The 20,263-nt window shown below is 68.4% G+C and carries 12 protein-coding genes; 4 read left to right on the plus strand and 8 right to left on the minus strand.

Annotation, left to right across the window (positions count from 1 at the left end; translation table 11 throughout):
- The coding region (locus D7X99_RS19570; protein ID WP_121779100.1) for a hypothetical protein at positions 1-1,736 on the plus strand (1,736 nt) is incomplete at its 5' end.
- 246 nt (positions 1,737-1,982) lie between these two features.
- Here the strand turns inward: D7X99_RS19570 and D7X99_RS19575 are convergent.
- Positions 1,983-3,551 carry a glucan 1,4-alpha-maltotetraohydrolase domain-containing protein gene (locus D7X99_RS19575; RefSeq protein WP_121779101.1) on the minus strand — a complete coding sequence of 523 codons (1,569 nt, stop codon included), beginning with the start codon at positions 3,549-3,551 and terminating at the stop codon, positions 1,983-1,985.
- A gap of 184 nt (positions 3,552-3,735) precedes the next feature.
- On the opposite strand from D7X99_RS19575, the gene D7X99_RS19580 reads away from it, so the two are divergent.
- From D7X99_RS19580 to D7X99_RS19590, 3 genes are all read left to right on the plus strand, one after another.
- Positions 3,736-5,031 carry an MFS transporter gene (locus D7X99_RS19580; protein WP_233613539.1) on the plus strand — a complete coding sequence of 432 codons (1,296 nt, stop codon included), beginning with the start codon at positions 3,736-3,738 and terminating at the stop codon, positions 5,029-5,031.
- 5 nt (positions 5,032-5,036) lie between these two features.
- Positions 5,037-5,519 carry a GNAT family N-acetyltransferase gene (locus D7X99_RS19585; RefSeq protein WP_121779102.1) on the plus strand — a complete coding sequence of 161 codons (483 nt, stop codon included), beginning with the start codon at positions 5,037-5,039 and terminating at the stop codon, positions 5,517-5,519.
- A 183-nt stretch (positions 5,520-5,702) separates the two neighbouring features.
- Positions 5,703-6,740, plus strand: a complete 1,038-nt coding sequence (locus D7X99_RS19590; RefSeq protein WP_121779103.1) for a hypothetical protein — start codon at positions 5,703-5,705, stop codon at positions 6,738-6,740.
- Between the two features lie 80 nt (positions 6,741-6,820).
- Here the strand turns inward: D7X99_RS19590 and D7X99_RS19595 are convergent, their stop codons facing one another.
- The 7 genes from D7X99_RS19595 to D7X99_RS19625 all read right to left on the minus strand — a co-directional run bounded on the left by D7X99_RS19595 (position 6,821) and on the right by D7X99_RS19625 (position 20,211).
- A complete protein-coding gene (locus D7X99_RS19595; RefSeq protein ID WP_147476188.1) occupies positions 6,821-9,898 on the minus strand; it encodes a hypothetical protein in 3,078 nt (1,025 codons plus the stop codon).
- Positions 9,895-11,067, minus strand: coding sequence for a tryptophan 7-halogenase (locus D7X99_RS19600; RefSeq protein WP_121779105.1), 1,173 nt, complete (start codon positions 11,065-11,067; stop codon positions 9,895-9,897). Before D7X99_RS19600 ends, D7X99_RS19595 begins: the two co-directional genes overlap by 4 nt.
- A complete protein-coding gene (locus D7X99_RS19605; RefSeq protein ID WP_121779106.1) occupies positions 11,064-13,073 on the minus strand; it encodes a LodA/GoxA family CTQ-dependent oxidase in 2,010 nt (669 codons plus the stop codon). The genes D7X99_RS19600 and D7X99_RS19605 overlap by 4 nt, the downstream gene beginning before the upstream one ends.
- A 228-nt stretch (positions 13,074-13,301) precedes the next feature.
- Positions 13,302-14,534: an HlyD family secretion protein gene (locus D7X99_RS19610; RefSeq protein ID WP_121779107.1), complete on the minus strand. Its 1,233-nt coding sequence runs from the start codon at positions 14,532-14,534 to the stop codon at positions 13,302-13,304.
- Positions 14,535-14,537: 3 nt separating this feature from the next.
- Positions 14,538-16,169, minus strand: coding sequence for a DHA2 family efflux MFS transporter permease subunit (locus D7X99_RS19615; RefSeq protein ID WP_121779108.1), 1,632 nt, complete (start codon positions 16,167-16,169; stop codon positions 14,538-14,540).
- Between the two features lies 1 nt (position 16,170).
- A complete protein-coding gene (locus D7X99_RS19620) occupies positions 16,171-16,791 on the minus strand; it encodes a TetR/AcrR family transcriptional regulator (protein WP_120596180.1) in 621 nt (206 codons plus the stop codon).
- 147 nt (positions 16,792-16,938) lie between these two features.
- Entirely contained in the window at positions 16,939-20,211 is a 3,273-nt protein-coding gene (locus D7X99_RS19625) for a C45 family autoproteolytic acyltransferase/hydolase (RefSeq protein WP_121779109.1), read from the minus strand.
- Positions 20,212-20,263 lie beyond the last annotated feature (52 nt).

The following is a 20,263-nucleotide window of genomic DNA, read 5'->3' on the forward strand; positions in this document are numbered from 1 at the left end:
CTCCCGTGGTCGTGGCTCCCCCACGTCCCTCCCTCCAGGCGTACCGGCTCCTGCCGGACGGGACGTCCTCCCCGTGGGGCCTGCTGCCGGCGGGTGATGCCGCCCCCCAGCCGCTTCCCGACGGAGACTGGTACGCGGAGCCTCTGGAGCCCGTGAGCACACCGGCCGAGGCCCAGGCGCTGGCCGCCGTGCTGCGCGAATACCGCGTCCCCGGTCTCTCCTTCGGGGAGCAAGGCCTCCCCGCCCCAGCCCTGCTCGCGCTCCTCGTCGAGGGCTCCTCGGTCGTATCGCTCCATCTCTCCGATACCGCGTTCGGCGACGAGCACCTGGCCGCCCTGAGGAACGCGGCACGGTTGAAGGCCCTGCACCTCGACGGCACACGGGTAACCGATGCGGGGCTCGCCTCTCTCCAGGGAATGCCACACCTGGCCATCCTGCGGCTGGATGCCACGGCGGTGTCCGACCGGGGGCTGGTTCTCCTCGCCTCGCTGACGACGCTGCGCCGGCTCTCGCTCAGCGGCACGTCGGTGAGCCCGCGGGGGCTCGGCCTGCTCGCGGCACAGACGGAGCTGGAGTGGCTGGATCTCTCGGACACCACGGTCGATGACACGGTCCTTGCGTCCCTGCCCGGGGACCGCTTGCGCACACTCGTCTTGAGCGGCACCCACGTCACGAATGCCGGCCTCGGAGCCCTGAGGAGAATGCCGGCCCTGGGCTGGCTGGGGCTGGCGCGGACGGCCGTCTCGGACCCAGGCCTGGCACACATTGAAGGGCTGCGCGTGCTGGACGCGCTCCACCTGGGAAGCACCGGGGTGACGGATGCGGGGCTCGTCCACCTGGCGCGGTTGCCGGTGCTCCGGGTGCTGGTGCTCAGCAAGACACGCATCCGCGGCCCAGGGGTTCGTCACCTTGCCGGGCTCACTCGGCTGGAGGTTCTCCATCTCGACGACACCCTGCTCGGGAACGCGGCGCTGCGCCACCTGCAAGGCCTCCACCACCTGCGCGACCTGGAGCTGTCGCGCACGGCCGTCACCGGGAGCGGCCTCCCAGCGCTGGCCGGCCACCAGGCGCTCGAGAGCCTCGGGCTCTCGGGTCTCGCGCTGGCGGACGCGTCGCTCGCGTCGCTGGAGCCCCTGGAGCGGCTCTCCCGGCTCGACCTCAGTGCCACGCGCATCGGCCCCGAGGCATTGAAGCAGCTCGGCTCGCGCATGGTCCTGCGGCACCTGGATCTGAGCCGGACCGACTTCAACGACGGGTGGGTGGCCACCCTTCGGACCTTTTCCCGGCTGCAGTCGCTCCGCGCCATCCGCACGCTCCTCACGGACCTGGGGCTTGGCCAGCTCTCCGAGTTGCGGGAGCTGGAGTCACTCCAGGTCTCGGGGAACCCCATCAGCGGCTCAGGGCTGGTACCGCTCCAGAAGCTCCCCCACCTCGTCAAGCTCGACCTGGGAGGCACCTGGCTGGACGACAACGGGGCGCGGATGCTCGCGGGCTTCGAGAAGCTCTCCTGGTTGAGCCTCGCCGGCACCCGCCTCGGGGACGAGGCGCTCGTTCACCTCCCGGGCTCCCTGCTCACGTTGTACCTGCTGCGCACGAAGGTCACGGACGCCGGCATGCCCGCGCTCCACCGGCTTCCCCTCCTTCGTGAGCTCGACCTGCGCGAGACGGCGGTCTCCGAGGCCGCGCGGGCCACGCTGGTGCGCGAGCATGGCGTCCGGCTGATGTCCTCCCCCTGAGATGAGTGCAGGCTGATCAACGCGCTTCAGCCCGCATCCACCCACGCCGCGTCACGGGCACGCTCCAGCACCACCCGGGCCATGACGGGAGAACCCCCAGGCCAAGAGTGGCCAAGGGGCTACCGTCCGCGCAGGGGCCAGGGCGTGCCGCTGGAGCAGCCCCTTGCAGCGCATCCCTGCTCGCCAGCCGGCACGGCTTCCTCCCCCCCAGGGAGCCGATGCCGAAGAGGGTTGGAGGGGTGCGTCCTAGAAGCTGGCGGTGGCGGTGATGCTGCCGCCGGCGGCCGGGGTGGTGACGGTGTTGTTGCCACCGCCCTGCCAGACGACGTTGCCGCTGCCGTCGCGCTTGAGGCACTTCCACTGCACGGTGGTGTTCGCGGGCAGCGCGTAGGTGCCGCGCCAGGTGGGGTACGCGGTGGGGCTGAGGATCTTGGTGGTGGTGGGGCTCCAGGTGTCGAGCTCCGCGACGCCGCCGGTGACGTAGACGTTCTGGCCCATCACGGTCGTGCCGTTGTTGCACACGAACTCCACGTTGGCGGTGGTGCCGGTGGGCGGCGGCGTGTTGGTGGTCCACACGGTGTAGTCCGTACCGGTGGCGGCCTGCGTCCAGCCGGTGCCCGGGGTCCAGGAGCCGGTGCCCAGCTTCACCGCCACCTTGCCGCCGATGATGGCCGCGTACAGGCCGCTCTCCGCGCGCTGGATGCTGACGGTGGACTCAGACGTGAGGCCCGCGTTCTTGCGGATGTCCATCAGCGTCTTGATGGAGCTGCCCAGGCCCCAGTTGAAGTAGTGCCCCCAGTAGACGGTGGGGATGCCCGGGTGGGTGAGCACGTAGGCGTAGCCCGTCATCACCTTGGTGCACGGCACCGGCCAGTGGTTCTGCCCGTTGCCGCACGTCTCGCTGGGGCCGGTGTCGTGGTTGTCCACGAAGGTGACGTGGCGGCTGGCCCACCAACCGATGCCGCCCGCGGGCTTGCCGTCGGACGCCTTCAAGCGCGTGTAGTTGTTGTTGGTGAGCGCGTCGTTGAGCAGGCCCTTGGTGGCGAAGTCGAACGCGGCGCAGGTGCCCGTCGTGGCATCCACCCAGTTGGTGATCTGCTGCTTCCAGTTGTTGGGGTTGTTCGCGTCGAAGTAGTTCGTGGGCCAGAACTCACCCACGCAGAACCACGGGTCGGTCGCGGTGACGTACTCCTTCACGTAGCTGCCCGCGAAGCCCTTCACGAAGTCGAACCGCCAGCCCGCGAAGCCCACGCCCTTCAGCCGGGTGCCCATCCACGTCTTCAGGTCCGCGCGCACGTTCGCCTGCGAGTGGTCCAGGTCGCGCGCCGCGGCGTAGCCCTCGCCGCTGTCCGCGTTGCCGCAGGCGCTGGGCCATTCGTCACCCGCGGCCACCGCGCTGCAGCCGCTCCAGGTGGGGTTGGTGAAGTCCGCCCAGTTGGCGGTGCCCACGCGGTGGTTCACCACGATGTCCGCGATGGGCTTCACGCCCTGCGCGTTGAGCGCGGCCAGCGCCTGGGTGAGCTCCGCCTCCGTGCCGTAGCTGGAGTTGAGCACGTTGAGCTGCCGGGGCAGGTAGCCCTCCGTGGACGCCGCGTCGGAGGGAGGCGGCAGCCAGATCATCGTGAAGCCCGCGGCCTTCACCGCGGCCGCGTTGTTCTTCACCGTGTTCCACCACCCGCCCGCGCTGGCGGAGTTCCAGTGGAAGCCCTGGAGCATCACGTCGGTGCTGGCGCCATCCAGCGGCTTGGCCACGGCGGGCGCGGCGGCGAACAGGCCAGCCGTGGAGACGACCAGCAGTCGGGTCTTCAACGTCATCGGGGGACCTCGGGGTTGTGGGGGGAAGCGCGGGCAAGCTAGTCCTGCCTTCCGGCACGGACCAGGACTCCCCGTTGAAGGGCACCCTCCCACCCCGTGCTTCCGAGGAGACGGCGCAGTGCGTTGGGCTGTGCAGGACGCAGGAGGTGTCTAGAATCCCACCCTCCCCTGTCCTCCCCTGTAGGTGTCGCCCTTGATTGAACAAGAGACTGCCCTTCCGGCCACCGCTTCCGCCGAGGAGCCGCGCTGGGCCTGGCCCCCGCTGTTCGGCCTCCTGGAGGTGCAGTTCGGCGCCGCGGTGGGCTACCTGCAGACGGCGGTGCCGTACTGGCTGGCGAAGGACGGGATGCCGCTGGCGGAGATTGGCGTGCTGTCCGGCACGGCCTTTTCGCCGCACGCGTGGAAGCTGTTGTGGGTGCCGCTCATCGACCTGGGGCCGTGGCGCCGCGTCTGGTACGGCGTGAGCACGATGCTCACCGCGCTGCTGCTCCTGGCGTGCGCGATGTTCCCGGAGCCCGCGCAGCACCTGGGCGTCTTCACCCTGCTCCTCACGGCGTTGCAGGCGGCGGCGACGACGGCGCACGCGGCGCTCAACGGGCTGATGGCCACGACGTCCAAGCCGTCCGACAAGGGGCGCACGGGCGGCTGGCAGATGGCGGGCAACGTGGGCTCCACCGCGATGATGGGCGCGCTGGCCATCTTCCTGGCGACCCAGTTCTCCCGGCAGGTGGCGGGCATCGTGCTGGCCACGCTGGTGCTGGCGAGCGGCGCGGGCATCTTCTTCATCACCGAGCGGCATGACCCCTCCACCGTGCCCACGGGGCCGTTGCTCAAGGCGGCGGTGGACCGGGTGAAGAGCATCGTGATGGACCTGGTGAAGACGGCCTTCAGCCGCGACGGGCTCATCATGCTGGTGCTCTGCCTGGCGCCGGTGAGCTGCGGCGCGCTCAGCAACCTCTTCAGCGCGATGGCGGGCGCGTACCAGGTGCCGGAGCACACGGTGGAGATGGTGAACGGGCCGGGCATGGCCGTCACCGGCGCGGTGGGTTCACTGATGGGCGGCTGGCTGTCGGACCGGATGAACCGCAAGCTCGCCTACGCGCTGATGGGCGGGGCCACCGCGATGTGCGCGTTCGCCATGGCGGCGGGGCCCATGACGACGGACACGTACATCTGGGGTTCGCTCGCGTACAGCTTCGCGAACGGCGCGGGCTTCGCGGCCTTCGCCGGCATGGTGCTGGAGATGGTGAACGACGGCGCGGCGGTGACGACGAAGTACTCGCTCTTCGTCGCGGCCTCCAACTTCGCCATCAGCTACACGACGGCGCTGGATGGGAACGCGTCGGAGTTCCGCGGCATCGGCACGCGCGCCACCATCGCGGCGGACGGGCTGATTACGCTGGTGGGCATCAGCATCGTGGCGCTCATCTTCGCGCTCTTCCTGCGCAAGAAGCCCGCCGCGGCGGCCGCCACCGCGTGAGCGCCATGGCCCCTGCTTCTGTCGAGGTCGTCCCCTACCGGCCGGAGCTGCGCGAGCACTTCGCGCGGCTCAACCGGCAATGGATTGAAAAGGACTTCCGCATCGAGGGCTCGGATGAGGCCTCGTTCGCGGACCCCCACGGGATGTTCGTGGCGCCGGGGGGCGAGGTGTTCTTCGCGCTCGTGGACGGCCAGGTGCTGGGCACGTGCGCGCTCAGGCGCGAGGACACGGACACGTTCGAGCTGTGCAAGATGGCGGTGGCCCCGGAGGCGCGGGGCCGCGACCTGGGCGACGCGCTGATGAGGGCCGCGCTGGCCACGGCCCGGCAGCGTGGCGCGAAGCGGATGGTGCTGGTGACGAACAGCGCGCTGGGGCCCGCGCTGGGCCTGTACCGCAAGCACGGCTTCGTCACCACGCGCGAGGGCCCGGAGATTGCCCGGGAGACGGGCTACTCGCGCGCGGACGTGGAGATGGCCGTCACGCTCTGACACGTCAGCCCCTGTGCCTGCCGCGTCAGGGTCGTGGGGAAGACCCACCGTTTCGCCGGGCCGCCCAAATGGTTCCAACCAGTTGGGATTCGAACATCCTTGGCATTCAGGATGCACTTGCAGGGCCGCAGCCCTGCGAGCCACGCCTCACGGGGAACGACACCCAAGCCAAGGTGGACACCCATGACCCAGTACAATGATTTGTTCTTCCGTGTGAGCACCAGTGACACCGGGGATCGTAACTTCGGGAACGAGTCGGCGGAAACCATTGCCTATCAATCGCCGGACATCATTCCCCAGGGCCTCAGCCCCACGCCCAATCCGGTGGAGTTCTTCACCGGGAACTACGGCTCGGATGTGGGGCAGAACCTGATCGAGAGCGGCGACAACTACATCTACCTGCGCGCCAAGAACCTGGCGGGTGAAAACCGGTCCGGGAGCGTGTCGCTGTATGCCGTGCCGTTTAGTCTGCTCTTGTACCCCTATTTGTGGGCGGGCAATGAGCTGCAGACCAGCGACAAGAACGTCGACAACGGAAACAAGAATGTCATCCAGGCCGACAGCGGCAAGATTGCCGTGACGGACAACCCGTTCGTCTGGAGAGCCCCCACCCCTGACCACTACTGCTTCATCTCCCGGGTCTCGAACGCGACGCACCCGAACCCTGTTCCCACCACGGCCGTGGGCAACATGGACCAGCTGACGGAGTTCATCCTGGACAACCCAGGGTTCGGATGGCGGAACGTCAGCATCGTTGATGCCAACAAGCCGGACTACACCACCAAGGGCGTCGACTACACGCAGGGCCACGCCGCGGCGATGGTGACCTTCGACATCAAGTGCGTGAACGTGCCCGCGGGGGCGAGCGTCGCCTTCTCGGCGGGGACTCCGGGGCCTTCGCCTCTCATCAGCCTGGGAGAGACGACGGTGCCCCAGACGCTTCCGGACCAGGATGGCAACCACAACTGGCACACGGGGATCGACTGCTTCGTGCCGGCCGATTACAAGACGACCATTGACTATTCGTATTGGTCCCATGGCCTTGCCCCGCTTCCGGGGATGTCCATCACGGTCCGGGTCCTCCCGTTCGTCTCCGATGACCACCGGCTCTACGGCCGGCTCTTCACGCCGGAGCAGCTGGGGATGTCTCCCGAGCGGAGCAAGGCGCTGGCGGGCAAGCGCGGCATCGTGCTCGGCTCCCACACCACCGTCTTCCGCTGAGCGGCGCGGCACGCCTTGAGAAATGAAAGCGGCCACCGGCTCTTGAGCCGGTGGCCGTTTTTCGTTGGAGCCGCGGTGCTTCAGCGCTTCGTCACGCGGGCTTCACCCAGGACCATGGACCAGTTGTTCATGACCTCCGTGGGCTGGGCGGCGCCATAGGTCTGGCTCTGCATGGACGTCTTCGTGTTGAGGTGGCTGCTCATGTAGATGAGCCGGCTCATGGCAGGCCCCGGCTGCTGGTTTCCCTGGAGCGCGTCCTTGAACCGCGCGCCGAGATAGCCCGGAGGAATGCTCTGGTAGTTCAGCCGGACCCGGATGGAGGCCCACGAAGGAATCTCCGCCAGGGGAACCTGGTACACCAGCGTGTCTTCGCCCTCGGCCTCCTGGGGATGGCTGTCGTTGGGGTAGTCCGGGTCGCTCTCAATAGCAGGCTGGGTTCCCTGGACCTCGCTCAGGGGCATGGTGATTTGAGCCAGTTGGTAGAGGTCCAGCCCCAGCTGAAGCTCGCCGGACTTGCGCAGGCTCGGCGGCTTCCAGCCCGCGGGGAGGATCCGGTTGTCCTTCAGGTCCTTGAACTGCTGGAGCTCCAGGCTGGTGACCTTCTTGACGTCGTCCATGACGCGGACCTCGTAGATTTGGACCTGGTCCTGCCGCTGGAGGGTCTGGAAGTGCGGCTGGAGCTGGCCGGGGTCTGACGAGAACTCGCTGGTGAGGATGTTGTCGCCACTGGCATTGCAGGGGCCATTGCAGATGGCGCCTTGCGCGTTGGGTTGTCCCGACGCCCAGAGCGCCTTGCCGGACGCGTCCAGGACCTCGAACTGGATGAACGCCCGGCGGAAGCCCGCGCCGCTGGGGAACTTGTGACCCGCGTTGTTGCTGAGGGTGACGGGGACGCTCAACATGCCGTTGTCCGTGGACATGTTCCCCAGGGAAACCTGCACGGCGGGGAGCCGCGGATTGTAGGAGCCCTGGGCCGTGCTGTACGCGAGGTCCAGGATGGACTGCTCGGCGTTGAGCAGGTTCTGCGCGACCACGTAGTTGCGTCTGGCATCCGTCAGCGGTGCGACGGTGCCATCCGGGAAGCGCAGGGCGAGGAAGAGGTCATCCAAGAGGAGCACTTCGCCACTCCGGCCGGTGAAGCCCAGCTCCAGCCGCCGGGTGTCCGCGCCCACGGCCAGGGTCGCCTGAAGCGCCTGCCACCTCGACTGTCCCGGCTTGACCGCGAGCGGAGGTGTCGTGGACGCCGCGACTCCTTGCGCGTTGAAGGTGCGCACGACGAGCTCACCGCAGGAGAGCTGGTCGCACCAGGCGGTGGCGCCCCAGAGGAGGGTCGTCTTGCTGCCTCCCTTCTGGAGGGCGTCCTGGTAGCGGCTGAGGTCGATGCTCAGCGTCGCGCTGCCCGGGTTGAGCTGGAAGAAGTAGCGGCCGTGGCTCGGGTGGATGGAGCGGCCCTGGTCCCCCGTGACCTTCTGGACGGCGGCGATGGCGCTGTGGTCGCTCCAGCCCTTCGTATTGCCATCCTCCGCGCCCGGGTTGGGGACGAGGTTGGGCGTGCGGTTCAGGATGTCTGGGGATTGGAGGAAGGGCGGGATGCGTGAGTCCTGCGACAGGTAGAAGTCCAGCCCGAGCACGTCCGGGAACTGCTGGAACATCTCGTGAACGAACAGGTTGATGCCCAGCAGCGTGTGCCGGTTGTATTCGCGCGCCACCGGGGGCGGACTGCCTTGGTAGAAGGGGTCCAGGTCGTCGTTGTACTGCGCCACGTACACTCGGTTGTCGTGGGGGGATGACGGCGAGGTGAGCGGCATGTGGCAGCCCTGGCACGTCGTCTTGGAGTCGGGGTAGCCACTGTTGAGCCACTCGAAGTAGGTGGTCTGCTCATAGGCGAGCGCGACGCAGGGGTCCTTCGTGAAGTTGCCGTTGGCGTCGAAGGTCGTCTTGCTGGCGTCGCAGCTCGCGGGGCGCTCGTAGCCTTCGCTCGCTTCGGAGATGCGCATGCCAGGCCTGTAGTTGGTGGGGACCTTGGGGAGGATGACGACGTGGCAGGCGCCGCAGACCATGGAGTCGCGCAGGTAGCTGTGTCCGTCCACGTGCGCCGCGGTCTCCAGGCTCACCCCCGCCGCGGCCATGGGCTTCGCGTTGAGGCCGAAGTCAGGCCCGAGGATGGCGCCGGGGTGCAGGTTCATGGACGAGGTGAAGGGGAAGGACGGCGGCGTTTGCGTCTTCTTCTCCTCCGCGCTGACCAGCCGGTCCGACACGGTTGCGCCGAAGAGGTCTCCGTCGGAGCCATAGAAGAAGCTGTAGTCGGCGCCATCCCAGGGCTGGCCCTCCTTCGGCGCCATGGAATGACAGACGGCGCAGGAGAGTCCGTCCCGGGCCAGCGCGCCGTAGGTCGCGTATTGCGAATCCGCCGAGGGGGCCGAGGGGAACGGGTTCTTGTAGGGCGCTCCCTCGGGCGTCGCGTAGAGGGTGAAGTGGTCGAACGGGGCGTTGTTGGCCAGGGCCTGGCGCTCCGCCAGGGGGGAATGGCATCGCAGACAGAGCTGGTCCACCTGATAGGGCTGGTGCGGAGACAGCGAACGGGTCGTCTCCACCTGCGCGAGGAAGACAGGGTCCCGGCCCGCCAGGGCCTTGATGGAGGCGCTCCAGTCTCCGAAGGGGGACCAGTTGGCGGACAGGTTCATGGGGCCCGCGCCACCGCTCGGCCAGAGGCTGTTGACCGTGGGCTGCTGCCAGAACGCCATCTCCGGCAGGTCGCTGTCCTGGGCCTTCCAATCCGAGTCATGGCAGGACTGGCACACCAGCGAGGAGTTGAAGTCCTGGCTGCCGAGGTTCAGTCCGTTGTGCGCGATGTCCAGGTTCCGGGGCGGCAGTTTGACGAGGTCAGCGCTCTGGATCCTGGGCAGCTGAACGCCCAGCTGCGTCGAGTAGAACTTCAGGAATGCCTGGGCCTCGTCGCTGGACTCGGCGAGGGGCGTGAGCAGGGCATTGCCTCGCGGGAACACGGGATAAGGAGGAGGAACGAGGCCATCCCCTCCGCTGCCGCTCGTGGCCAGGACCGCTGGCTTGGGCGCTCCGCTCCGCACGACCACCGCGGCCGCGATGGCGAGCCCTACGCCCGCCGCGACAATCACATGACGCGCATATCTCGTCTTCATGGGTTCACCTCGGTGGAATGGGAGCGGCGGAACTGCGCGGGGGACGCGGCGGGAGCGGGCAGCGCCTCCCACCGGTTCCTCCAGAAGGGGGCCTGGGGCCACCGCTGTTCCTGGCGGTAGTAGACGCCGCGTGTGCGTTGATGGTCCTGGAACCGCGCGTTCAGCGTGGACTCGTAGGCCTGGAGCGCGTCCGCGTCGCCGCTCAGGCAGCGCTCCAGCGCGTCGGCGGCCAGGAGCGCGGAGTCCAACGACTTGGTGATGCCCTGGGAGGACAGCGGATCATAGGTGCACGCCGCGTCGCCCACGGCGAGCCACTGTTCCCCCCGCGGCCGGACCAACTGTCCGACAAGCACGGGCACCGCGATGAGCGCCTCACCGGCGAAGTCACAGGCATCCAGCCGCGCCCAGGTCACCGGCGCCTGCTTCAGCAGATTCATCCAGGGCTCGGGCGTGGCCCAGCGCAGGCCGCGCAAGGAGTCGCCATCACCGACGAGCGCGACGACGACCCGCCCACTCGGTAGCAACGCCGAGTACCACCAGCCCTCCGGGCAGGACTCCACCAGCGCGTGGGTGGGGAAGGTCGCGCCGCCCTGAAGATGAAAGGCGCCATACACGGCGAAGCAGCGGTCGCTCACGAACCGCCGCGCGCCGCGTGCCGAGGCGAAGGAGGCCTTGCCTCCCGTGGCGTCCACGACGAAGCGTGCCCGCAGCGTGCTGGGGTCTGCTGCCCCATGGGACAGGCGGAGCCGATAGCCATTGCGCCCCAGGGATTCCGAATCCACCAGGGTCGTCGCCCGCAGCACCCGAGCGCCTTGCCGGGCGGCTTCGACGCTCAGCCGTTCGTCGAAGCGCGTCCGGTCCAGGTGCCAGGCGGAGCCCCAGGGGGACATCATCGTGTCATTGAAGCCCGGCTCCGCCCTGCCCCAGCATGACGCCGTGCCGCGGGAGGCAAGGTGTCCGTCGCGCAGGAAGCCTTCCCAGACGCCGAGCCGTGACAGCGGCAGGCGGACGTCCGGTGGCAGGGTCTCTCCCAGCCGGGGGGCGTCATAGGTGGTTCGCTCCACCAGGGTGACGGAGAGCGACGGCGCCTTCCGTCTCAAGGCCACGGCCACGGCCGCGCCCGCGGGGCCGCCGCCGATGACAGCCACGTCGCAGGAGTCCTCGCTCACGAGTTCGCCACCTTGGCGAGGACCGGTTCCTCCTGGCCCGTGGCGGGCGCGTACGTCCGCTCCACCTCGATGAACGTGGGCGCGGGCGGCAGTCCTGGCGCGGCCTCAGGGCCCTGCTGGGGGGCGGGGGCATCCGACCGCTTGAGGACGAAGCCCAATTCCTTCCAGTGGAAGACCATGTCCTCGTCCTTGTCGAAGTTGATGTCCGTCGGACGCGTCCAGTAGTCCTGGTGCCATTGCTGGTCGTCTCCCAGGTAGCTCACGAAGTAGGGCCGCTGAGCGGGCCACCACCAGAGCGACGTCCCCTGGACGGTCTGGTTGGAGCACTCGTTGAAGTCGGCCTGCCAGGGCAGCGCCATGTATTTGCTGGCATCCCCCGGCTCCAGGCCCAGCCCGTCGTGCGGATTGATGCTCCACTGGAGCGGCTGGCCGGTGGGCCTGTCGCGGTGCTTGAAGCGGAAGCCCGCGGCCGGGTCGTCCTGGAAGAAGTTCGCGTCCCGGGCAATCCACGTCATCTCGATGCCCGGGCAGAACGCGCCACCCACGCAGTTCTCCAGCACGGCGCGGTCCAACCGCGCTCCCTCCGACGCGGGGGACTTGGGGGGCGAGTGGTCGACCTTGCCCGCGCTGTACTGCTGGAGGAGGAAGTACTGGGTCCGCGTGAGGCTCAGGAACTTCCGGGGGATGATTTCGGAGATGGGGTTGTCGCCCGCCAACTTCGGCATGAGGTCCGGCGTCGGCGCGTTGACGTCCTCGGGGCTCCGGATCTTCTGAAGGAAACGGGGGCCCAGGTTGCCGCCCTGGAAGGAGTCGTGTCTGCCATTGCCCTGCGGGCCCACGTCAGCGACCCACTGATAGGCGGCGGGGCGGCTCAGGATGGGGAGGAGCTCCGCCTGGAAGTTGGGCGTGTAGCCCTGCTGGAACTGCCCACCCTGGTAGAGCCCGGGGACGAGTCCCCTCTGGGTGACGAAGGTGTCGAAGAGCGTGTCGTAGAGCGTGATGACGTTGAGGATTTGAGGAGCGTACCCGGGGGGCCCCACCACGACCCACGCGGGGAACTCCACCTCGTGCTCCGAGTCGTCATCCATGACCAGCGTCGCGGTGACGGGCCCGTCCGAGATGTCATCCCACCAGAAGGTGTTGTTGGCGTACGTGTCCAGCCGGGGCTGGGGGTAGGCGTTCATGTCGATGAACTTCATCGCCTGAGCCGGCTGGTCGGACGTGAGCCCCAGGCTGGGAGCCGTGAGGACGGAGTGGACGGCGGCATCGAACGCCTCCTGGGTGTCGTAGCCGATGTCCGCGATGCTCTTCAGCGCGAGGAGGATGTCCTGCGCCTTGTCGCTCAGGCCGCTCACCTGCTCCAGCGTGTGGTACCGCGCCCAGTTCTCCAGCAGTCCACTCGTGATGTCGTAGCGGACCGACACGCCGGACTTGCCGTAGCCGCCCACCGCGTGGAGATAGCCCCGGGCATCCGTGACGAGCTTTCCCAGGGTGGTGATGTCGCTGCCTTCGGGGAGGAGTCGCGATGGGCGGGCCGACGCCGGGAGCAGCTCACACTGCACAGTGGTGGGACCGCCCGCGCTGCCCAGACAGGTGACGGTGCGCGGCCCCGCGTCGAGGATGAACGCGTTGCGGTCATTCCCCACGGTGCGAGGATTTCGCAGCGGGTGGTCGACGGCGTAGGTGCCGTCCGCGCCCTGTTGCTGCCGGAACTCGTACCAGGCGGACTTCTTGTTGGCCAGGTGGACCGTCCAACGGATGTCTTTGATTCCGCCTTCCCCCGGCTGGACCCTGCGCCCGTTCGAGCCGGGCGAGTCGTAGGCGTGGATTTGAAAGCGCGCCGCCTGTCTGCGCACCGCCATGCTGGCATCGCGAAACCGGGTCACGCTGCCGCCCGCCACCTCCAGCGGCAGTCCTCCTGCCTCCTCGGGACCGAGGTAGTAGTCCTCGCTGTCTCCGACGCGGGCCACGCCAATGGCCGGGTGAATCTTGTAGGTCGTGCTCATGCCTTTGCTCCTCGCGGTGGGGAAGGAGCTGATGCAAAAGACACTCCCCTCAAGGGAAGCGCAGAAATTCCAGAAATACTGCACATTCTACAGACAGGGGCCATGTCCCGGCAGTGGCGGACGTGGCCGTTGACGCGTCAAGGATTGGCCATGACGTGTCAGCCCCAAAAAGAAGCGCCGCGACCCGTGGGGGGCGCGGCGCTGGGGTGTGGGGCTTCGGGCTGGGGACTACTTCGTGTGCACCGTCACGTCGGCGGAGAGGCCGGCGCGCAGGGCCAGGCCTTGCGGCGGGTGCACCCAGGAGATGCGCACGGGTACGCGCTGCACCACCTTGACGAAGTTGCCGGACGCGTTGTCGGGCGGCAGCAGGGAGAAGCGGGAGCCGGTGCCTCCAGAGAGGCTCTCCACCTTGCCCTCCAGCTTCTCACCGGAGAAGGCGTCCAGCTCCACCTCCACGAGCTGGCCGGGCTGCATGTGACCCACCTGCGTCTCCTTGAAGTTGGCCACCACGTAGGTCGTCGTGGGCACCAGCTCCGCCACGGCCTGGCCGGGGGTGAGCAGCTGGCCCGCGTGCACGGACAGCTTGGACACCTGGCCGTCCGCCGGGGCGACGACGCGCGTGTCCTCCAACTGGAGCTTCGCCTGGTCGAGCGCGGCCTCCGCGCCCTTCACCCGCGCGTGTGCCAGCGACGCGCTGGCCTGGGCGGCGGCGATCTTCTCGTCGATGGGGGCGCTCACGTCGAGCTGGCCCTTGGCCTCCGCCACCTTGCTCTCCGCGGTGCGCCGGCCCTCCTCCGCCAGGGCGAGCTGCGCGCGGGCGCCTTCGAGCGCGGCCTGCGCCGTCTCGTTGGACGTCTGCGCGTCATCCAGCGCGCTCTGCGCCACCACGTTCTGCTGACGCAGGCTCTGGGTCCGCTCCAGGTCCAGCGTGGCCTTGCGGGCCTGCGCCTCCGCGCGAGTCAGCGCCGCGCGGGCCGCCGCCACCTGCGCCTGGGCGCCGCTCACCGCGGACGTGCTCGTGGACACGAGCGCCTTCGCGCTGGAGAGGCCACCCTTCGCGCCGGCCTCCGCGACCGTGGCCTGCGCGTCCGCCGCGACGGCCTGGGCGCGCGCGGACTCCAGCTCGGCCTCCGCCTGCTTCACGCGCGCCTCATACGGACGCGGGTCGATTTGGAGGAGCACGTCGCCCTGGTGCACGGTGGCGTTGTCCAGCACGGCCACCTTCACCACGGGGCCGGACACGCGCGCGGCCAGGGGCACCACGTCCGCCTCCACCTGCGCGTCGTCGGTGGTCTCCTGCCCTGCCGTGACGATCTTGAAGCCGCCAATGGCCAGCACGATGGCCGCCACGACGCCACCGAGGATGAGGAAGCCCCGCTTGCCGCGCTTCGCCTGCGCCGCGGAGGCGGGCGCGGGCGCCGCTTCGGGGACGAGTTGGGGAGCAGTCGTTGTCGTTGCCATGTCTTAAATCTCCACGTCGATGTGCGGTTTCTCGTGGGAGCCCCCGACGCTCGGGGGGTCCTTGAGGAAATAGATGAGCGGCAGCACCACCACGAACATCAGCGCCGCCAAGACAAAGAGCTTGTCGAACGCGAGCACCATGGCCTGCCGTGACACGTTGCCCACCATCATCTGGAGGCTGGCCATGCTGGCGCTCGCGGCATCCAGGCCGTGCTGCATCAGCCCCTTCTGCGTGGCGGCCATGCGGCTGGCGACCTCCCACCGCTCCGGGTTGAGGTGCGCCGCGATGGAGGCCTTGGACAGAACGGTGTAGCGCGACAGGAGCGTGGTGAAGATGGCCAGGCCCACGGACCCGCCAATCTGGCGCAAGAGGGAGTTGAGGCCCGTCGCGTCCGCCATCCGCTCACGCGGGATGTTGCCGAGCGCCGTGGCGCTGAGCGGCACGAACATCAGGCTGAAGCCCACGCCCTGCAGCGCGATGGCCGCGATGATGTTGCTGGAGCCGGTGGCGAGCGAGAAGTGGCTCATCTCGAACGCGCCGAAGCCCGCGAACACGATGCCTATGCCCACCAACACCCGCGCCGGCACCTTGCCGTACAGCCGTCCGACGATGGGCATCATCACCATCATCACCAGCGTGCGAGGCATCAGCGAGAGGCCGGACTGCGTCGCGGTGAAACCCAGCAGCTCCTGCATGAACACCGGCAGCAGGAACATGCTGGCCATGAGCACCGCGAACACCAGCGCGCCCAGGAGCGTGCCGGACGCGAACACCGGGTCCTTGAACAGCCGCAGGTTCACCGCGGGCGCCTCCGCGGTCAGCTCGCGGATGACGAAGGCGATGAGGCACGTGGCGGAGAGCAGCGCGCAGATGACGATGATGGGGGACTCGAACCAGTCATCCGCCTGTCCCTCCTCCAGGAAGTACTGGAGCGAGGCCAGGCCCATGCAGAGCAGCGTGATGCCGGACCAGTCCATGTGCTTGCGCTGCTTCTCGGCTTCCTGGCGCGCGGTGGCTCGCAGCTGTTCGTCCTCCTGGACGAAGCGGGCCACCATGAAGAAGCCCAGGATGCCCACCGGCACGTTGATGAAGAAGATCCAGGACCAGTGCCAGTTGTCCACGATGTAGCCGCCCAGCGTGGGACCAATGGCGGGGCCCACCATCACGGCCATGCCGAAGATGGCCATCGCGGTGCCCTGCTCCTTCGGAGGGAACGTCTGCCGGAGGATGGCCTGCTCGGTGGGTTGGAGCGCGCCGGCTCCCAACCCTTGCAGGAAGCGGAAGAGCACCAGCGTGGGCAGGTTCCACGCGAAGCCGCACAGGAACGAGCCCGCGACGAAGAGCACCAGGCACGCCAGGTACACGCGCTTCTGGCCGAACATGCGGCCCAGGAAGCCCGTGAGCGGCATCACCATCACCGTGGCGATGACGAAGCCGGTGGTGGCCCAGGTGATCTCCTGCACCGTGGCGCCGACAGCGCCGCGGATTTGAGGCAGCGCCACGCTCACGATGGACGAGTCGATGGCGCCCATCAGCGTGCCGAACGTCACCGACAGCGTGACGAGCCACTTGTTGACGGGGGCCTTGGGCGTTGCTGGCGCCAGGACCTCCGGTGTTGCGACGGCTGTCGCCATGTCAGTCGACCTCAATGCCCTTCAAGAAGACGCGGAGGATCTCCTCCGCCCAGGCGGCTGCCGGAAGGTTCGCGGCGTCGTCCTCGCGCAGGCGGTCCAATGCGCCGCGCACCATTCCCATCAGGAGATTCGGGTAGAACGCGCGCCCCTCCGCGCGGACCTCCCCGGCCTGGATGCCCCGGTCGAGGATGACCGACACGCGCTTGCTGAGCTCCGCCAGGATGCGGCTCTTGCGCGCCGGGTCCTCCGGCAGCTGCACCAGCACCCGCACGAACGCGTCGCGCTCCGCCGCGTGAGCGAACAGCGCCGTCACGAAGGCGCGCAGCTGTTCGCGAGCAGGCCGCTCCGCCACGGGAGCCAGGGCCGCGTCCAGCCGGTCCAGCATCATCTGGCGGCGCTTCGCGCGCAGCGCGTCCAGCAGGGCCGCGCGGTCGGTGAAGTGGTTGTAGAGCGTCCCCACCGACACGCCTGCCTGCTCGGCGATGGACTCCATCTTCGCCGCGTGCAGGCCGTCGCGAGCGAACACCGCCGCGGCCGCCAACAGGATGGCGTCGGCGGTGGCCTCCTTCAGACGAGAGCGCAGCTTTTTGACGGGCGCTTCAGATTTTGAATCTCGATTCATTCTCTGAAGAGAGATTTAACCTTCTCCCTTCAGGAGTCAAATCGGCCTGGGGTCCCAGAGGGAGGAAGCAGGCGAACGCAAGAAGGGTCTGCGGAGTGCACTCCCGCCGGCCCTTCCTGGGTGCTTCTGGATTTCAGCGACGGTGGCTTAGGGCGTGAGCATGCCCAGCTTGGGGGCGGGCAGCTCCACGGACAGCTCCTGGGTGAGGCCCTCGGTGGCGTGGAAGCCCTTGCCGCTGACCTCGCCCGCGCGGAACAGGGCCCAGCTCTGGAGGCCGCGCTGGAACGAGCGCGTCATGTGCCACAGCTCCAGGCCGCTGTTGGCGACGAAGAGGTACATCGTCCGCTTCGGGTTCCAGGGGTTGGGCAGCGCCAGGGCGAGGCCGTCATCCGCGCGGCCGTACGTCTTTCCCTGCCAGCGGAAGAAGCGCCGGCCCAGTTCGACAGGCAGCTTCTTCTCCGCCGCCAGGCGCGCCATGAGCCCGTTGTCCTCCAGGCCGCCGAAGACGACCAGGTCGCGGTCCGCCAGCTCCGCGTCCGTCACCTCGGCGTCCGGCTTGAGCGGGGCCAGGCGCTCCGGAGACGCGTCCGCCAACTGCTCGCGGTAGTTCGTCGCCAGCGTGCGCATGGACTCCACCTGGCGCGCGGAGCCGTACACGAAGAGGAGCTTGTCCCAGTCATCCAGCGTGTTGGCCAGGGTCTGGTAGCGCTCGCGGGCCACGGGGATGTCGTTGCCCACGTTGAACACCACGCGCACCGGCCGGTCCGGGACCTTCACGGTGAAGGTGTCGCTTGAGCCCTTCACCTCCACGCGCTCCAGCACGGCGCCCTTCTCCGTCTGCACCTCCACCAGCGTGGCGAAGCGCCAGGGCGTACCGGACTGGTCCACCTTCAGCGTCACCTCGAAGCCCTCCTTCGCCTTCTGGGCGCGGGAGGTGAGGCGCGGCGCGGGCAGGCCCCCGCGCTCCACCCACTGCTTCACCCACGGCCCCACGTCCTGGCCCGCGGCCTCTGAAGCGGTGCGGATGAAGTCCTGGGTGGTGAGCTTCTTGTTCGCGAACTTCGTGTGCACCGCGTCCATCACCTTGGCGAACTTCGCGTTGCCCAGGGTCAGCCGCAGCTGGTGCAGCAGGTACGTGCCCTTGATGCGAGGCACCGCGTACTGGCCATAACGGCCGTAGTCCGTGCGAGCGGAGGTGGGCACCACGTCGCCCTCGCGGGCCGTGACGTAGAGGTAGCGGGCGTTGAGGTCCGCGAGCGCGTCGCGCTGGGCGTCGAAGGCCTTGGAGAGGTCATCCCCTTCCGGCAGGTCCCTGAGCAGCGTCCAGTACGCAGCGGACCCGCTGCCGAACCAGTTATCCGCGTCCGTGGCGGGGAACACCGTGTTGGCCCAGAGCTTCTTCTCATCGAAGCCGAGCGCGTCCTTCACGCGAGCGAAGTCGCGCTTGGGCTTGTCCGCCTTGGGCTCCGGCTTCTGCTTCGCCTTGGCGGCCTTGAGCTGATCCGCGACGTAGATGGGGCTGAAGGCGGTGTAGCCCAGGGACAGGTGCGGGGTGGCGCCGGGCAGGTCGGGAATCCAGCGGCTGCCCACCATCTTCTCGCGCAGCGTCGTCTTGCCGTAGTGGGCCAGGAACATCAGCTTCTCGGTCATCTCCGACGTGGTGACCTTGCCGTCACACGCGTGGGGCCGGTTGATGGGGCTGGACGCCATCATGCGAGTGGCGCTGTCCACGTCGAAGCCGCCCTTGCCGTACTTCGCGTAGGCCTCCTGGAAGGCGATGTCGCGGTTCCAGGTGTTGAAGGCCAGGTCCACCGGGGCGTTGCTCGCGTTGGGCACGGACTCCTTGCGGACCTCCGGGTCGCGGTTGTTGTTGTTGGCCCAGATGAAGTCCCTGAGGTTTCCGGGCGTGTCCGAAGCCTTGCCCTTGCTGCCGGTGCGCCACAGCCGAGTCTTCGCGGTGCCCAGCAGGAGGCACGCGCCTTCATCCGTCTTGGTGTCCGCGAGCGTCCAGTCGTTGGTGTAGAGGCCGTTGTTGCGGTCCTTGAGGATGCGCTCCACGTCGTCGATGGAGTTCGCGTACTGCACGGCCTTGCGGATGCGGTTGCTCTGCGGGGTGCCGTCGATGTTGAAGGGCGTCTGGCCGACGGTCGTCTCGCCGATGACGATGCCCGCGTCGTTGAGCATCCAATCAGAGCCGCTGTGGATGCCGCCCGGGAAGGTCTGCATCACGAAGCGGTGGCCCTTGGTGGGCTGCACGTCCAGCACCACGTCCCAGTGGACGCCGGTGTAGCCGTTCCACATGAAGATCTGGCCCATGACGACGCGGCCGTCCTTGGTCGCGGACTTGGTGGCCACGAAGGACGAGCAGTGGTCGCCCTCCCCTGCCCGGCCGTTCTCATCCTCGCCCTTGAGGAAGGTGCGGCCGGAGAGCGGCGACGCGGTGACGCGGTTGGCGTCGTCCAGCTGGCCCAGGTCCACGGCGGAGTTGATGGCGACGACGTCCAGCACGTCCAGGTCGCGCTCCTTGCCATCCGGGCTCTTGAACTTCGCGCCGCCCACGTTGGCGCCGTCAGCAATGCCCTTCATCTCCTCCAGGTACTCGGGGTCGAAGCGGCGCAGGAACAGCGAGTCCGCGAGCAGGCGCACCTGCGCCCAACCCTTCGCGGCATCCGCCTTGTCCTTCTGGATGCCCAGCTTCTCGATGTAGCGGACGATCTCCTGCGACACGAGCTCGCCGTACTGCCGGCCGCGCTCGTAGGGCTCGCCCTCGATGTGCACGTACACCCAGCCGCCGTCGTCGTAGCGGAAGCCCTTGCCGGCCCACCGCACGCTCTCCATGGGGATGTACGAGGTGATGTCGTCCACCTCTTCCACCTTCACGTCGTCGAACCACGCGGTGCCGGTGGCCTTGCCGTTGTGGCCCAGGTGCGCGCGCACGCGGTCATTGGACTGGGTCGCGAAGAACAGCACCTGCACCCGGCCGCTGGAGTCCGCGCCCTGCGGAGGAGAGCAGTTGGTGAAGGGGAAGCTCTGCATGGACAGACACGCGCCCAAAGCCGTGGGGTAGCGGGCCTGCGCATCCGCCTGCACGCCCTTGGTGCGCACCCAGGCGGAGAGCCGGTAGAGGCGGCCCACCTGGAGCTTCACCGGTTCGGACTCGACGGAGGTCTCCGCGCCGCCCTGGGGGCTTTCGATGACGAGGCTGCGGCTGCCCTCCGACTTCGCGTCGGTGCGGGCGGACACCTTGCCCTGACCCGAGGCCGTCCAGCCCTGGGGAAGGCCGGTGGCGGCGGCGGTTTCAAAGCCGGCGTTGGGGACGGCGATGGATGCGGGGGCTGCCCAGGCGGAGGCCGAGGCGCAGGCGGCCAGCGTGGGCCAGAGCAGACGGGAGCGTTTCCACATCAGACGCAGGTGGGACATGGCTTGCTCATGGGAAGGAGGAAAGGGTGCGGCATCCTGTCACGTCGTACGC

The sequence above is a fragment of the Corallococcus sp. AB032C genome (assembly GCF_003668935.1).
Lineage (GTDB): Bacteria > Myxococcota > Myxococcia > Myxococcales > Myxococcaceae > Corallococcus > Corallococcus exiguus.